A 16,350-nucleotide genomic window follows, 5' to 3' on the forward strand; every position below is an offset into this window, starting at 1 on the left:
TCCAAAAAAATGAGCAGAACCCCGGATTGTCCAGAGGCGGCAGGAAAGCGTCAAGGCCTGTTTTGTATGGGAACGTAGCGGCGGAGTAAAGGTCTGGGTTTAACAGATGAACACTGTATAAATAAACATGCTAATATTTAACAATAACGAATATATCCAAAATAGTTCGAGCGGTATCAAAGCGGCAGAGTTGAACGCTGCGCGCAGCTGCCCGTACAAGGGCGAGACCCGGGGATGGGTCGGGTAATGAGTGCAGCCAACGCAGAGGTAGCTTGAAGTATGAAGGAGACAGTGTGAACGACGCATCCGCAGGATTCCTGCTTACCCGCCACTGGCGGGATACGCCCGCAGGCAGCGAAATCACGCTGTGGCTGGCGACAGACTCCGGGCCTCAGCAGGTGGTATTACCGCCACAGGAGTCCGTCGCCTTTATTCCTGCCGGGCAGCAGTCAAAGGCCACGGCGCTGTTAGCCGGTGAGCGTCACTGGCGTTTTGCCGCCCTTGAGCTGAAAGATTTCCACCAGCGCCCGGTGGTCGGCCTCTATTGCCGCCAGCAGCGGCAGCTACAGAAGCTGGAAAAGCTGCTGCGTGAAAACGGCATAACGCTGTACGAAGCTGACATCCGCCCGCCTGAGCGCTTTCTGATGGAGCGCTTTATCACCGCGCCGGTCTGGTTCAGCGGCGAACCTGCCGGGAACCGCCTGCTCAACACCCGTCTTAAACCACATCCGAATTATCGCCCGCCGCTGAAATGGGTTTCGCTGGATATTGAAACCACCCGCCACGGCGAGCTGTACTGCATTGGGCTGGAAGGCTGCGGTCAGCGCGACGTGTATATGCTTGGCCCGGAAAATGGCGATGCCAGCCAGCTTGATTTCAACCTGGAATATGTTGCCAGCCGTCCGCTGCTGCTGGAAAAACTCAACGCCTGGTTTGCCCGTCACGACCCCGATGTTCTGATTGGCTGGAACGTGGTGCAGTTTGACCTGCGCGTGCTGCAAAAACACGCCGACCGCTATGGTATTCCGCTTAACCTGGGGCGCGGCCACAACGCGGCGCTGGAGTGGCGCGAGCACGGCTTTAAGCCGGGTATCTTCTTTGCTCAGGCCAGCGGCCGGTTGATAATCGATGGCATCGAGGCGCTGAAATCCGCTTTCTGGAACTTTGAATCCTTCAGCCTTGAGGCCGTCTCACGCGAGCTGCTGGGGGAAGGGAAGGCGATTAATAATCCGTGGCAGCGCATGGAAGAGATCGACCAGCGCTTTGCGGAAGACAAGCCTGCTCTGGCCCACTACAACCTGAAAGACTGCGAGCTGGTCACACGTATTTTCCAGCATACCGAACTGATGCCCTTCCTGCTGGAGCGCGCGTCGGTAAATGGCCTGGCGGTAGATCGCCACGGCGGATCGGTAGCCGCCTTTGGTCACCTCTATCTGCCGCGCATGCATCGCGCCGGTTTTGTGGCACCCAATCTGGGTGACGTGGCCCCGGAGGCCAGCCCGGGCGGTTACGTTATGGACTCACAGCCCGGGCTGTATGACTCGGTGCTGGTACTGGATTATAAAAGCCTGTACCCGTCGATTATCCGCACCTTTCTTATCGATCCCGTAGGGCTGGTTGAAGGCATGGCGCAGCCAGACGAGGCGCACTCCGTCCCCGGCTATCGCGGCGCGCACTTTTCCCGCACCAACCACTGTCTGCCGGCTATCGTTAACCAGATCTGGTTAGGACGTGAAGAAGCGAAAAAACAGGGCAACAAGCCACTTTCACAGGCGCTGAAAATCATTATGAATGCGTTTTATGGTGTACTGGGCACCAGCGCCTGCCGTTTCTTCGATCCCCGCCTCGCCTCCTCCATCACCATGCGCGGCCACGATATTATGCGCCAGACCCGCGAGCTGATTGAGGCGGAAGGCTATGATGTGATTTATGGCGATACTGACTCCACCTTCGTCTGGCTGAAGTCGGCTCACGATGAAGCGCGGGCGGCGGAGATTGGCCGCCATCTGGTTGCCACGGTAAATCAATGGTGGCAGCAGCATCTGCGCAAAGAGTTCAACGTTGAAAGCGCGCTGGAGCTGGAGTACGAAACGCACTTCTGCCGGTTCCTGATGCCAACGATTCGCGGTGCCGAACAGGGGAGTAAAAAACGCTATGCCGGGCTGATCCGCAGCGGTGACACTCAGCGTATGGTGTTTAAAGGGCTGGAAACAGTGCGCACCGACTGGACGCCGCTGGCTCAAAAATTTCAGCAGGAGCTTTATCTGCGCATTTTTACCGGCCAGCCCTATCAGGATTATATTCGTGAAACCGTGCGCCAGCTGCTGGACGGCGAACTGGACGAGCAGCTTACTTACAGTAAACGCCTGCGCCGCCCCCTTGGCGAATACCAGCGTAATGTGCCACCGCATGTACGCGCCGCACGGATTGCTGATGAGCAAAACCAGAAGCTGGGCCGCCCGCAGCTCTATCAGAAAGGCGGAAAAATTCGTTATGTAATGGCGACTTCCGGTCCGGAACCGCTGGAGGCACGTCTGACGCCGCTGGACTACGATCACTATCTTACGCGCCAACTGCAACCGGTGGCTGACGGTATACTCCCTTTTATGCAGGATGACTTTGCTACACTGGTTACCGGACAGTTGGGGCTTTTTTGACAGGTGACGAATGGACGGCCTTCCAGTACCATATAGCCCTTCCTAAGTTATCAACACCCTTCATAGTTGAAGCTGCTGCTGTGTAGACTGCGTGTATTTACCGCCGGGCACTCTTTGCCGGGCAGCAGTGCTATTGCCTGAAACAAACTAGACGAGAATCGAGCCGAATATTTATGCCTTTTACACTTGGTCAACGCTGGATAAGCGATACGGAAAGCGAACTGGGATTGGGAACTGTGGTTGCCGTAGATACACGTATGGTTACCCTGCTCTTTCCTGCCACGGGCGAAAACCGTCTCTACGCCAGAAATGATTCTCCCATCACTCGCGTGGTGTTCAATCCCGGCGACACCATTACCAGCCATGAAGGCTGGCAAATGGAAGTTGACGAGGTAAAAACCGACAATGGCGTTGTCAGCTATATCGGCACCCGGCTTGATAACAAGGAAGCTAACGTCACCCTGCGTGAGGTCATGCTCGACAGCAAACTGGTGTTTGGTAAGCCACAGGATCGTCTGTTTGCCGGACAGCTGGATCGTATGGATCGTTTCGCGCTGCGTTTTCGTGCGCGCAAATATCAGAGCGAGCAGTACCGCCTCGCCACCAGCGGCCTGCGCGGAATGCGCACCAGCCTGATCCCGCATCAGCTGCATATCGCTCACGATGTTGGCCGCCGTCATGCGCCGCGTGTGCTGCTGGCCGATGAAGTAGGCTTAGGGAAAACTATCGAAGCCGGGATGATCATTCACCAGCAGCTGCTGGCGGGTCGTGCCGAGCGTATTCTGATCGTGGTGCCGGAAACCCTGCAACACCAGTGGCTGGTGGAAATGCTGCGCCGTTTCAACCTGCGCTTTGCGCTGTTTGATGATGACCGTTACGCCGAAGCACAGCATGACAGCGACAACCCGTTTGAAACCGAGCAGATGATTATCTGTTCGCTGGACTTTGTGCGCCGTAACAAGCAGCGCCTGGAAAAACTGGCGGACGCCGAGTGGGATCTGATGGTGGTGGATGAAGCCCATCACCTTGTCTGGTCAGAAGAAGCACCAAGCCGCGAATACCAGGTGATAGAGCAGCTGGCCGAGCAGATCCCCGGTATCCTGCTGCTGACCGCCACCCCGGAACAGCTGGGTATGGAGAGCCACTTTGCGCGTCTGCGCCTGCTGGATCCTAACCGTTTCCACGACTTCGAACAGTTCGTTGAAGAGCAGAAACACTTCCGTCCGATTGCTGACGCGGTAGCCATGCTGCTGGCCGACAAAACCATCAGCGATGAAGAACTCAACCTGTTGAACGATCTGATGGGCGAGCAGGATATTGAGCCGCTGCTGCAAACCGCCAACAGCGATCGGGAAGGCAAGCTGGAAGCCCGTCAGGAGCTGATCAGCATGCTGATGGATCGCCACGGTACCAGCCGCGTGCTGTTCCGTAACACCCGTAACGGCGTAAAAGGTTTCCCGAAACGCGAACTGCATCAGATCCGCCTGCCGCTGCCAACGCAGTATCAGACGGCGATTAAAGTCTCCGGCATTATGAGCGCCCGTAAATCTGCCGATGAGCGTGCACGCGATATGCTCTATCCGGAACAGATTTATCAGGAATTTGAAGGCGACAGCGGTACCTGGTGGAACTTTGACCCGCGTGTAGAGTGGCTGATGGGTTTCCTGACCAGCAACCGCGACAAAAAGGTGCTGGTGATCTGCGCCAAGGCTGCGACGGCATTGCAGCTGGAACAGGTACTGCGTGAGCGTGAAGGTATTCGCGCCGCCGTATTCCACGAAGGCCTGTCGATTATTGAACGCGACCGCGCGGCGGCATGGTTTGCCTCCGAAGAGGATGGCGCTCAGGTGCTGCTGTGTTCGGAAATCGGTTCAGAGGGCCGTAACTTCCAGTTCGCCAGCCAGATGGTGATGTTCGACCTGCCGTTCAACCCGGATCTGCTGGAGCAGCGTATCGGCCGTCTTGACCGTATTGGTCAGGCCCATGATATTCAGATCCACGTTCCTTATCTGGAGAAAACCGCGCAGTCGGTGCTGGTGAAGTGGTATCACGAAGGGCTGGATGCTTTCGAGCACACCTGCCCGACCGGGCGTGCCGTTTACGACAGCGTCTATGCACCGCTGATTCAGTACCTGGCCGCACCGGAAAATACCGAAGGTCTGGATGACTTTATCGTTCAGTGCCGCAAGCAGCACGACTCGCTGAAAGCACAGCTGGAGCAGGGCCGTGACCGCCTGCTGGAGCTGAACTCTAACGGCGGCGAGAAAGCTCAGGCGCTGGCGAACCTGATTGCCGAACAGGACAACGACATTGAGCTGGTGAACTTTGCACTTAACCTGTTCGATATCGTCGGGATTAATCAGGAAGATCGCAGCGACAATCTGATTATCCTGACGCCGGGCGATCATATGCTGGTGCCTGACTTCCCGGGCCTGCCGGAAGATGGCTGTACCATCACCTTCGACCGTAATCAGGCGCTGTCGCGTGAAGACGCACAGTATGTCAGCTGGGAGCACCCGATTATTCGTAACGGCCTGGATCTGATCCTCTCCGGCGATACCGGCAGCTGTGCAATCTCTCTGCTGAAAAACAAAGCGCTGCCGGTGGGTACTCTGCTGCTCGAACTGATCTACGTGGTGGAAGCTCAGGCGCCGAAGCATCTGCAACTGACCCGTTTCCTGCCACCTACGCCGGTTCGTATGCTGGTTGACCGCAAGGGCACTAACCTGGCAGCAAAAGTGGAGTTTGAGAGCTTTAACCGTCAGCTTAACGCGGTAAACCGCCACACCGGCAGCAAGCTGGTGAACGCCGTGCAGCAAGATGTGCATGAAATCATCAAGCTGTCGGAAGAACAGGCAGCGGTAGAAGCACGTAAGCTTATTGATGCCGCTCGCGTCGAGGCCAATGAAAAACTGAGTTCCGAGCTGTCACGTCTGCAAGCGTTAAGCGCCGTTAACCCGAACATCCGTCAGGATGAGATCGAGGCGCTGGAAAACAATCGCGAACAGGTACTGGCTAATCTGGATGAGGCTGGCTGGCGCCTGGACGCGCTGCGCCTGATCGTTGTCACGCATCAGTAACGAAACAGGGCCGGTGCTCACCGGCCCTTACGAGAGAGCTATGGAACCCTACAACCCGCCGCAAGAACCCTGGCTGCATATTCTCTACCAGGATGATCACATCATGGTGGTGAATAAACCCAGCGGCCTGCTGTCCGTTCCCGGACGCCTTGAAGAGCACAAAGATAGCGTGATGACGCGAGTCCAGCGTGACTATCCAGCGGCGGAATCTGTACATCGTCTGGATATGGCGACCAGCGGCGTGATAGTGGTAGCGATGACCAAAGCCGCCGAGCGCGAGCTGAAGCGTCAGTTCCGTGAGCGTGAGCCACAGAAAACCTATGTGGCGCGCGTCTGGGGACATCCGCAGCCGGAGAAAGGGTTGGTGGATTTACCGCTGATTTGTGACTGGCCGAACCGGCCGAAGCAGAAGGTCTGTTTTGAAACCGGAAAATCGGCACAAACTGAATACCAGGTACTGGATTACGCCAGTGATAACAGTGCCCGCATACAGTTAAAACCGATTACCGGACGCTCTCATCAGCTGCGTGTGCATATGCTGGCGCTGGGCCATCCGATTCTCGGCGATAATTTCTATGCGCACCCTGAAGCAAAAGCGATGGCACCGCGCCTGCAACTCCATGCCGAAAGCCTGAGCATTACCCATCCGCAGTTCGGTACGCCGATGACGTTCAGGCAGCCAGCGGAGTTTTAATTAATTGGTATACGGGTCGGGCGTGCCCGACCCCTACGAAAATCACCATCGTAGTGGCCGGGCATGCCCGGCCAGCCAGCCTGATAGCTATTTAAAGCCTTTTTCGCGTTTGATCAGGTCGTAAGCCCCCTGAATCTCCTGCGCTTTTTGCTTCGCCATCTCCATCATTTCTGGCGGTAAACCTTTCGCTACCAGCTTATCCGGATGATGCTCGCTCATCAGCTTACGGTAGGCGCGTTTAATGGTGGTGGCATCATCGCTGCTTTTCACCCCTAACACGCTACAGGCATCTTCCAGCGTTGGCCCACGCTGCGCTCCGGCAAACCCACCTTGTGACGACCCGCCATAATGGGCACCGCCGCCAAACTGCTGGCCGCTCTCCATCATGCGCAGGAACTGATCGAACTGCGCACGCGAAATGCCCAGCTCTTCAGCAATCACATACAGCACCTGGCGCTCGTTAGGATGCAGTGAACCGTCGGCAAACGCTGCCTGAATCTGAATTTCCAGAAACATACGGATCAGATCAAAACGACCAAAACAGGCGCTACGCAGTTCACGCAGTTTGTCGCGCAGGGGATAATCGCCCTGCTTTCCCTCACGGAAAGCGTGCTGTGCAGCGATGCGCCCATCACCATGCAGCTGCATACGATCCATCAGCTGTGTCGCCATCTGGATATCGGCGTCAGTAACACGGCCTTTTGATTTTGTCAGATGCCCCATCACCTGGAAGGTGGTGCGGAAAAACAGCGCCTGACGTGTCTGTTGATTCGCAAAATAGCCCTGACGGGCAGGCGAACGCGCTTTATCAATCAGGTGCCCGGCCAGCAGGCCAAAAACTACACCCCAAAAGCCCGCGCCGGACAATAAACCCAGCACAAGGCCCAAAACTTTTCCCCAATAGCGCATATACTCCTCAATTCGCCATGCTGAAGGCTAGAAATTGCATTATCATACCTGTCATTTATCTCACAGCCTATTGGTTCGCAGCCAAACCACCAGAAGTAGACCTGCCAATCTCCAAATAATTCGAGCTGCACGCAGCCAGAAGTATGAAGCGATAATATTAAAGATGCAGGGTATGACTAGCGGAATGCTTTTGAGTACGTTAGTCTCTGACCGTTTGTCGGCATGATGCCAGTGATTACGGAATTCTCGATACCACGTATGAATAAAAGACTACCTACGTTGCTGGCCACCTTGATTGGCACAGCACTCTACAGCCATCAAGGGCTGGCCGATGACCTCGCATCCCAATGTATGCTCGGGGTGCCCAGTTACGACCGTCCTTTGGTGCAGGGAAAGGCCACCAACGAGCTACCCGTTACGATTGATGCCGATAAAGCCACGGGCAACTATCCGGAAAGCGGCGTTTTTACCGGTAATGTAGATATTCGTCAGGGCAACAGCCGCCTGCAATCTGATGAAGTCCAGCTCCATCAGAAAACGCTCGAAGGGCAGACTACGCCAACGCGTACCGTCGATGCACTGGGTAATGTGCACTACGATGACAACCAGGTCATTCTGAAAGGCCCGAAAGCCTGGTCAAACCTGAATACCAAAGACACTAACGTGTGGAACGGTAACTACCAGATGGTGGGTCGTCAGGGGCGCGGCGATGCGGATCAGATGAAACTGCGCGGAGAAAACCGCTATACCATTCTGGAAAACGGCTCGTTCACCTCGTGCCTGCCGGGTCAAAACAGCTGGAGCGTGGTGGGGTCTGAAATCATTCATGACCGCGACGAGCAGCTGGCTGAAATCTGGAATGCGCGATTTAAAATTGGCTCAGTGCCGGTATTCTACAGCCCGTACTTGCAGCTGCCGATAGGCGATAAGCGCCGTTCAGGTTTCCTGATCCCGAATGCAAAATACGGTAGTAAAAGCGGCTTCGAGTTTATGCTGCCGTACTACTGGAACATTGCACCGCAGGCCGATGCAACTCTGACACCACACTATATCAGCCGCCGCGGCATGCAGTGGCAGAACGAATTCCGTTATCTGACGGGTGTCGGTGCCGGTCTGATGGAGTTCGATTATATGAACTCCGACAGTGTCTATAACGATAAACATCCGGAAGATAAAGATGCCAATCGCTGGCTGTTCTTCTGGCGTCATTCGGGCGTTTACGATCAGCACTGGCGCTTCAACGCTAACTATACCAAGGTCAGCGACCCGTACTACTTCACCGATCTTGATTCAGAGTACGGCTCAACCACCGATGGCTACGTAACGCAGAAATTCAGCATTGGCTACGCGGAAGAGAACTGGGATGCCACACTGTCGACTAAACAGTTCCAGATTTTCTCCACCAACGCCAATAACGATATCTATCGCGCCGAGCCACAGCTCGACCTTAACTACTACAAAAACGATCTCGGGCCGTTCGATGCTCATCTGTATGCGCAGGCAGTGAAATTCACCAACGTGAATGAAAATATGCCGGATGCTACGCGCCTGCATCTCGAACCGACCATTAACCTCCCGCTGTCCAATCGCTGGGGGAGTATCAATACTGAAGCCAAACTGCTGGCGACACATTACGAACAGAACGACATCAATTACTACAATGAACGCAACAGCGACAACCAGTTGAAGAACTCGGTCAATCGTGTGATGCCGCAGTTTAAAGTCGATGGCAAACTGGTATTTGACCGTGATATGGACTGGTCTCCGGGCTACACGCAAACGCTGGAACCGCGTATGCAGTATCTCTACACGCCTTATCGCGATCAGAGCGACATCCGCGCCTACGACTCCACGCTGCTGCAAAGTGACTACACCGGCCTGTTCCGTGACCGTACTTATAGCGGCCTCGATCGTATCGCTTCGGCGAATCAGATGACGACCGGTGTGACCACGCGAATTTATGATAACGATCTGGTTGAACGTTTTAATGCTTCCATTGGTCAAATCTACTCGTTCACCCCAGCTCGTACCGGGTTGAACTCAACTGATGATGACGATCGCGGTAGCCTGGTGTGGGCTGGTGATACTTACTGGAAGATCAGTGACCGTTGGGCAGCACGTGGTGGCCTGCAATATGACACCCGCCTGGATAACGTTTCACAGGGTAATGCCGTGCTGGAATGGCGTCGTGATGCCGATCGTATGGTGCAGTTAAACTACCGCTACACCAGCGAGGAGTATATTAAGCAGACGCTGACCCAGTACAACAACCCGCTGTACCAGAAAGGAATTTCGCAGATCGGTGCTACCGGCAGCTGGCCAATCGCCGACGCCTGGTCGGTGGTGGGTGCATGGTATTACGATACCAAAGCTAATCAGGCCGCCGATCAGCTGGTCGGAATCCAGTACAGCTCCTGTTGCTACGCGCTGCGTCTGGGTTACGAACGCAAAATTACCAGTTGGGAAGACGACAGAAGTAAGTACGACAATAAAATCTCGTTCAACATTGAACTGCGTGGCCTCAGCCCAAGCTATGGCTTAGGCACCGGTCAAATGCTGCGTCAGGGCATCCTGCCTTATCAACGCGCTTTCTGATGTTGTAATGTTTGTTATGCAAACCCGCAGTGCGGATAGAAGAATGGAAAAAGTATGAAGAACTGGAGAATGCTGATCCTCGGTGCAGCCCTGACAGCCAGCACTGCGTTCGCAGCCCCGCAAGTTGTTGATAAAGTTGCCGCTGTCGTGAATAACGGCGTAGTTTTAGAAAGTGACGTGGACGGCATGATGCAGTCCGTGAAAGGTCAGGCGCAGCAGGCAGGCCAGCAGCTGCCGGATGACAAAACCCTGCGTCATCAGATCGTTGAACGTCTGGTAATGGACAATATTCTGTTGCAGATGGCAAAGCAGGCCGGTATTCAGGTCAGCGACGCGCAGTTAGACCAGGCAATTGCTAATATCGCTGCTCAAAACAAAATGAGTGTCGATCAGCTGCGTAGCCGTCTTGCTTACGACGGTCTGAACTATGCCACCTACCGCGAGCAGATCCGCAAAGAGATGCTCACCTCAGAAGTGCGTAATAACGAAGTGCGTCGTCGTGTCACCATTCTGCCGCAGGAAGTGGATCAGCTGGCGACACAGATGGCTTCACAGAATGATGCAGGAACTGAACTGAACCTCAGCCATATCCTGTTGCCGCTGCCGGAAAACCCTACGCAGCAGCAGGTTGACGATCAGGAGAGCCTGGCAAAACAGCTGACCGATGAAGCTAAAGGCGGCGCTGATTTCGGCAAACTGGCGATCACCTACTCTGCGGATCCGCAGGCGCTGAAAGGCGGGAACATGGGCTGGGGCCGTATTCAGGAGCTGCCATCGCTGTTTGCTCAGGCGCTGGTTACCGCGAAAAAAGGCGATATTATCGGCCCTATTCGCTCCGGTGTAGGTTTCCATATTCTGAAAGTGAACGATATGCGCGGTGACAACCAGAGCATTTCCGTTACCGAAGTACACGCTCGCCATATCCTGCTCAAGCCGTCACCAATCATGACTGACGATCAGGCGCGCCAGAAATTGCAGGAAGTTGCTGCTGAAATTAAAAGCGGTAAGCTGACCTTTGCTGATGCAGCTAAACAGCTGTCGCAGGATCCTGGTTCAGCGAACCAGGGTGGCGATCTGGGCTGGAGCTCACCGGAAGTCTACGACCCTGCTTTCCGTGACGCGCTGCTGCGTCTGCAAAAAGGCCAGGTCAGCGGCCCGGTGCACTCTTCCTTTGGCTGGCACCTGATCCAGCTGTTAGATACCCGTAAGGTAGATAAGACCGATGCGGCGAAGAAAGAGCGTGCATACCGCCTGCTGTTTAACCGTAAATTCTCTGAAGAAGCACAAACCTGGATGCAGGAACAGCGTGCTGCTGCCTACGTGAAAATTCTGGATGCGAATGCTCAGTAATCAACGTGTGGTGATCACTCCCGGCGAACCCGCCGGGATTGGTCCCGATTTAATCGTTCAGCTGGCACAGGAAAACTGGCCCGTTGAACTGGTTGTCTGTGCTGACCCTGAGCTGCTGCGCACCCGCGCGGCAGCTTTGCATTTACCCCTGACCCTGCGCGAGTACCTGCCGGGAAGTCTGGCCCAGCCGCAACAGGCGGGCACGCTTACGGTGTTGCCAGTGCGGCTGTCGCAGCCAGTGGTTGCAGGTGAGCTGTGCGTGGATAACGGTCACTATGTGCTGGCGACCCTCGCCCGTGCCTGTGACGGCTGTCTGAGCGGCGAATTTGCGGCACTGATTACCGGGCCGGTACACAAGGGCGTAATTAACGATGCCGGTATCCCGTTTAGCGGGCATACCGAGTTCTTCGCCGAGCGTGCCGCCTGTGACCGCGTGGTGATGATGCTGGCAACGGAGGAGCTGCGCGTTGCGCTGGCGACTACCCACCTGCCGCTCAAGGATGTTGCCGCCGCGATTACCCGTGAGACTCTTCACGAGGTGATCACTATTTTGCACAGCGATCTGCAAAGCAAGTTTGGCCGTTCTGCACCGCATATCTTTGTCTGCGGTCTGAATCCGCATGCGGGCGAAGGCGGTCATATGGGCCGTGAAGAGATCGATGTGATTATTCCAGCGCTGGATGAGCTACGACTGCGTGGAATGCAGCTTACCGGCCCGCTGCCTGCGGATACGCTGTTCCAGCCCAAATATCTGCAACATGCCGATGCGGTGCTGGCGATGTATCACGATCAGGGGCTTCCGGTGCTAAAATATCAGGGCTTTGGTCGGGCGGTGAATATCACCCTCGGTCTGCCATTTATCCGCACGTCTGTTGACCACGGCACAGCGCTTGAGCTGGCTGGAAGCGGTCAGGCTGATGCGGGCAGCTTCAAGACGGCGCTTAACCTCGCCATTACCATGATTAAGAGCAGTAATGAATAGTCGCGTTCACCAGGGCCACTTCGCCCGCAAACGTTTTGGACAGAACTTCCTTAACGATCAGTATATTATCGAAAGCATTGTCAACGCTATCCACCCGCAGAAGGGTGAGGTTGTTGTCGAAATCGGCCCAGGCCTTGCCGCTCTTACTGAGCCGGTAGGAGAGCGTCTGGACGCCATGACGGTGATTGAAATTGACCGCGATCTTGCTGCGCGTCTGCAAACTCATCCGTTCCTTGGCCCTAAACTGACCATCTTCCAACAGGATGCGATGGCGTTTGACTTTGCCGCTTACGCGCAGGAAAAAGGCCAGAAGTTACGTGTCTTCGGCAATCTGCCGTATAACATCTCCACCCCCCTGATGTTCCACCTGTTCAGCTATACGGGTGCGATTCAGGACATGCATTTTATGTTGCAAAAAGAGGTGGTTAACCGTCTGGTTGCCGGGCCTGGCAGCAAAGCCTATGGCCGCCTCACCGTGATGGCACAGTACTATTGCCAGGTGATCCCGGTGCTGGAAGTTCCACCAGAATCCTTTACCCCGGCGCCGAAAGTCGACTCTGCCGTGGTGCGTCTGATGCCTTATGCACAGATCCCGCACCCGGTGGAAGATATTCGCGCCCTGAGCCGCATCACCACTGAAGCCTTCGGTAAACGCCGTAAAACTCTGCGTAACAGCCTCGGCCATCTGTTCTCTGCTGAAGCTCTGGTGGAAATGGAGATCGACCCGACGTTGCGCGCCGAGAATATCAGCGTGGCACAATATTGCCGCATGGCGAACTGGTTGACTGCGCACCCTCAGCCGCAGGAGAACTAAGTATGGCCGATACGCCCAAGGTCTGCGTTCAGGTACAGAGCGCCTATATTGCGTCACACTCTGCACCCGAAGAAGCACGTTATGTGTTTGCTTATACCATCACTATTCGTAATCTTGGACGTACCCCGGTTCAGCTTATTGGCCGTTACTGGTTAATCACCAACGGTAACGGTCATGAAACCGAAGTACAGGGCGAAGGCGTGGTCGGCGAACAGCCCCACATTGAGCCCGGCGAAGAGTTTCAGTATACCAGCGGGGCCGTTCTTGAAACCCCGATGGGCACCATGCAAGGTCACTATGAGATGCTCGATGCCAGCGGCGAACCCTTTACCGTTGATATTCCAGTGTTTCGCCTGGCGATCGCCACCCATATTCACTAATCCGGCCTTTTTAGCATGAGCACTTACTTAATCGGTGATGTCCACGGTTGCTATGACGAATTGCGATCGCTTCTAAACCAGGTGCAGTTTGATCCTGATGCCGACCAGCTATGGCTGACCGGAGATCTGGTGGCTCGCGGGCCTGACTCACTTGAAGTTCTGCGCTATGTTCGCTCGCTGGGCGACAGCGTGAAGCTGGTTCTGGGCAACCATGACCTGCATCTGCTGGCGGTCTATGCCGGTATCAGCCGCAACAAACCCAAGGATCAGATCACTCCCTTGCTGGAAGCTGAGGACGCTGACGATCTGATTAACTGGCTGCGCCGCCAGCCATTATTACAGGTAGACGACGAAAAAAAGCTGGTAATGGCCCACGCCGGGATCACCCCGCAGTGGGATATCGAAACGGCAAAAAGCTGTGCGCGTGAAGTAGAATCGGTTTTGAGCAGCGATACCTATCCGCTGTTTCTTAATGCCATGTACGGCGATATGCCTAACAACTGGTCGCCGGAACTGAGCGGTCTGGCGCGGCTGCGTTTTAGCACCAATGCCCTGACGCGTATGCGTTTTTGCTTTCCCAACGGTCAGCTGGATATGATCGCGAAAGAGGCACCTGACAGCGCACCGCCGCCGTTAAAGCCATGGTTTACCATCTCCGGACCGGTCTCACGTGAGTATACAATTGTGTTTGGTCACTGGGCATCGCTGGAAGGAAAAGGCACACCGGAAGGGATTATTGCCCTGGACACCGGCTGCTGCTGGGGTGGCACATTAACCATGCTGCGCTGGGAAGATAAACGTAAGTTTGTCCAGGTCTCTAACCGCAAAAACGAAATAGGGTAAACCATTACCTGTACGGGTCGGGCACACCCGACCCGTATTTCTCGGCATACCCGAACAGGATTTCGATTAACGACGGTCTAAGATCTCAAAGCAAAAGCTGTGTGAGTTTTTGTCATCCGCATCATGGAATTCACTGAAGGTTGACTGCCACTCGTCAGGCTCGTAGTCAGGGAAATGTGTATCCCCTTCCACTTCCGCATCAATATGTGTCAGATAGAGACGGTCAGCGCGCGCCAGCAGCTGCTCGTAAACTCGCCCGCCGCCAATCACCATCAGCTCTTCAACCTCACCGGCAACTTTTAGCGCTTCGTCAATAGAGGTTACCCATGTCACGCCCTCGGCATCGCCCGGACGGCTGCTGATAACAATATTCAGGCGACCAGGCAGCGGACGGCCGATAGATTCCCAGGTGCGGCGCCCCATAATTACAGGTTTGTTCAGGGTATGCTTTTTAAACCACGCCAGGTCGGCCGGTAAATGCCACGGCATGGCATTTTCCATCCCAATCACGCGGTCGGCCGCAAGGGCCGCAATCAGGCTAATCATCATATAAACTCATTGGGGTAAAATTGGCGCCATCATACGTAAAGGCGAAACTTTCGTCGATAGGTAAGCGGAGGATATTCAGTAAAGGTTTTACAGGTTATCGGTTGCGTCACCTTCCGCCTGTTTTTCCCCCACATTAAAGCGGCAGTCATGATAGAATCCGCGGCTCGTTCAGCTACAGACCTTCGCTATGTTAGAAACCAGCTTATTTGTCGCCACCATCGCGGCACTCGGGATGCTCTCCCCCGGCCCTGACTTTTTTCTGATTATCAAAAACGCCGCGCGTTATCGTCGCAGCGCAGCCATGATGACCGCAATGGGCGTGAATTTCGCCGTTGCCACTCATATGGCTTACTGTGTTGCCGGGCTGGCGGTGGTGATCACCACTACGCCTTGGCTGTTTATGCTGCTGAAATATGCCGGTGCCGGTTACCTGATCTACATCGGTATTCAGGCTCTGCGCTCCCGTGGCAACAGCAAAATGGATCTCAGCAACGTTGCTCCTGAGAACACTTCGCTGAAAAAAGCTTTTCTCCAGGGCTATCTGTGCAACCTGCTGAATCCTAAAGCCACGCTGTTTTTCCTGTCGATCTTCACCCAGGTGTTGAACGTGAATTCTAACGTGCATGAGAAACTGCTGTATGCCGGTATTATCCTCGGTCTGTCGACCTTGTGGTGGCCGCTGCTGGTCGTGCTGATCCAGAGCGCCCCGGTGCGCCGTGGCCTGGCAAAAGCCCAGCGTATCGTTGATAAGCTGCTGGGCGGCGTATTAATTGCGCTGGGGATCAAGGTAGCCCTGTCGTAAGGGTCAGACACGCCTGATCCAGGGCGGGCCATGGTCCGCCCCTACAAACACTCCCGCCTCCCTCAAACCGCATTAACACTCCACTTCAATGTTTTCCCCCACCTGAGTATCTCCAACAGTGCAGATTTGCGCGGCCTTAGGCAAAATTTCACCCGCAGCAGGACATAACGGGAGTAAGCCCGCTGAATTACTGCGTGGGGTAACATGATTGTTGATTTTTGAGAGCTGCAAGCAATAGATTCCGACATTGCCAGATATCAGTTGATATCTCTCACTCAATAAGGATGTTAAAAATGTCGTGGTACCTTGCTGTATTAAAAAATTATGCTGAATTCTCAGGCCGTGCACGCCGCAAAGAATACTGGATGTTTATTCTGTTTAACACACTGATACAAATGGTGTTGATGGTACTTTTCTTCCACACCGATGGAAGTTTTCTGCAAAGCCCGATTTTGATTATTTATGGGGTCTATACAGTTGCTACGCTTTCCCCGCTGTTAGCGGTGAGCGTCAGGCGTCTTCATGATACTAACCGCCCTGGCTGGTGGATGCTGTTATATTTTGTTCCGTTTGGCGGCATCGTCATCCTGGTAATCTTGTGTCTTGACGGCGATAAAGAGAGTAACCGCTTCGGGGCGCCCCCTAAAAGCAGTCTGTAAACAGGCATAAAAAAACCCCGCCGGTGCGGGGTTTTG

13 protein-coding genes are annotated in these 16,350 nt (G+C 54.7%); 11 read left to right on the top strand and 2 right to left on the bottom strand.

All coding sequences use genetic code 11. The features are described from left to right. Positions 1–293 precede the first annotated feature (293 nt). From polB to rluA, 3 genes are all read left to right on the top strand, one after another. Complete coding sequence (gene polB, locus GN242_RS17740; protein ID WP_156287932.1) at positions 294–2,657, top strand: DNA polymerase II; 2,364 nt, start codon at positions 294–296, stop codon at positions 2,655–2,657. Positions 2,658–2,830: 173 nt separating this feature from the next. Then, positions 2,831–5,737: an RNA polymerase-associated protein RapA gene (gene rapA, locus GN242_RS17745; protein WP_156287933.1), complete on the top strand. Its 2,907-nt coding sequence runs from the start codon at positions 2,831–2,833 to the stop codon at positions 5,735–5,737. A 40-nt stretch (positions 5,738–5,777) separates the two neighbouring features. Continuing rightward, positions 5,778–6,431 carry a bifunctional tRNA pseudouridine(32) synthase/23S rRNA pseudouridine(746) synthase RluA gene (gene rluA, locus GN242_RS17750; RefSeq protein WP_154752697.1) on the top strand — a complete coding sequence of 218 codons (654 nt, stop codon included), beginning with the start codon at positions 5,778–5,780 and terminating at the stop codon, positions 6,429–6,431. Positions 6,432–6,518: 87 nt separating this feature from the next. On the opposite strand, the gene djlA is transcribed toward rluA, so the two are convergent. Beyond that, positions 6,519–7,340, bottom strand: a complete 822-nt coding sequence (gene djlA, locus GN242_RS17755; RefSeq protein WP_156287934.1) for a co-chaperone DjlA — start codon at positions 7,338–7,340, stop codon at positions 6,519–6,521. Positions 7,341–7,562: 222 nt separating this feature from the next. On the opposite strand from djlA, the gene lptD reads away from it, so the two are divergent. The 6 genes from lptD to apaH are packed head-to-tail and all read left to right on the top strand — an operon-like array spanning position 7,563 to position 14,304. Then, positions 7,563–9,935 carry an LPS assembly protein LptD gene (lptD, locus tag GN242_RS17760; RefSeq protein WP_154752699.1) on the top strand — a complete coding sequence of 791 codons (2,373 nt, stop codon included), beginning with the start codon at positions 7,563–7,565 and terminating at the stop codon, positions 9,933–9,935. Between the two features lie 54 nt (positions 9,936–9,989). Then, the gene (gene surA, locus GN242_RS17765; protein ID WP_154752700.1) at positions 9,990–11,285 is read left to right on the top strand and encodes a peptidylprolyl isomerase SurA; all 1,296 of its coding nucleotides are present in this window, start codon (positions 9,990–9,992) and stop codon (positions 11,283–11,285) included. Beyond that, the gene (pdxA, locus tag GN242_RS17770; protein ID WP_156287935.1) at positions 11,275–12,267 is read left to right on the top strand and encodes a 4-hydroxythreonine-4-phosphate dehydrogenase PdxA; all 993 of its coding nucleotides are present in this window, start codon (positions 11,275–11,277) and stop codon (positions 12,265–12,267) included. The genes surA and pdxA overlap by 11 nt, the downstream gene beginning before the upstream one ends. Further along, entirely contained in the window at positions 12,260–13,081 is an 822-nt protein-coding gene (gene rsmA / locus GN242_RS17775; RefSeq protein ID WP_154752702.1) for a 16S rRNA (adenine(1518)-N(6)/adenine(1519)-N(6))-dimethyltransferase RsmA, read from the top strand. The genes pdxA and rsmA overlap by 8 nt, the downstream gene beginning before the upstream one ends. Before the next feature lie 2 nt (positions 13,082–13,083). Then, complete coding sequence (gene apaG, locus GN242_RS17780) at positions 13,084–13,461, top strand: Co2+/Mg2+ efflux facilitator ApaG/CorD (protein ID WP_154752703.1); 378 nt, start codon at positions 13,084–13,086, stop codon at positions 13,459–13,461. 15 nt (positions 13,462–13,476) lie between these two features. Beyond that, positions 13,477–14,304, top strand: a complete 828-nt coding sequence (apaH, locus tag GN242_RS17785) for a bis(5'-nucleosyl)-tetraphosphatase (symmetrical) ApaH (RefSeq protein ID WP_156287936.1) — start codon at positions 13,477–13,479, stop codon at positions 14,302–14,304. A gap of 66 nt (positions 14,305–14,370) precedes the next feature. Here apaH and folA read toward each other — a convergent pair whose 3' ends face one another. Further along, on the bottom strand, positions 14,371–14,853 hold the full coding sequence (gene folA, locus GN242_RS17790; RefSeq protein ID WP_195918356.1) for a type 3 dihydrofolate reductase: 483 nt from the start codon (positions 14,851–14,853) through the stop codon (positions 14,371–14,373). A gap of 187 nt (positions 14,854–15,040) precedes the next feature. Between folA and GN242_RS17795 the strand changes: the two genes are divergently transcribed. Both GN242_RS17795 and GN242_RS17800 read left to right on the top strand, forming a co-directional pair. Continuing rightward, positions 15,041–15,655 carry a LysE family translocator gene (locus GN242_RS17795; RefSeq protein ID WP_154752705.1) on the top strand — a complete coding sequence of 205 codons (615 nt, stop codon included), beginning with the start codon at positions 15,041–15,043 and terminating at the stop codon, positions 15,653–15,655. Between the two features lie 293 nt (positions 15,656–15,948). Further along, positions 15,949–16,314 (top strand): DUF805 domain-containing protein, encoded by a 366-nt coding sequence (locus tag GN242_RS17800; RefSeq protein ID WP_154752706.1) that lies wholly within the window; start codon positions 15,949–15,951, stop codon positions 16,312–16,314. Positions 16,315–16,350: the final 36 nt, after the last annotated feature.

Origin of the sequence: Erwinia sorbitola (assembly GCF_009738185.1) — a bacterium.
In the GTDB taxonomy this organism is placed as follows: Bacteria; Pseudomonadota; Gammaproteobacteria; order Enterobacterales; family Enterobacteriaceae; genus Erwinia; species Erwinia sorbitola.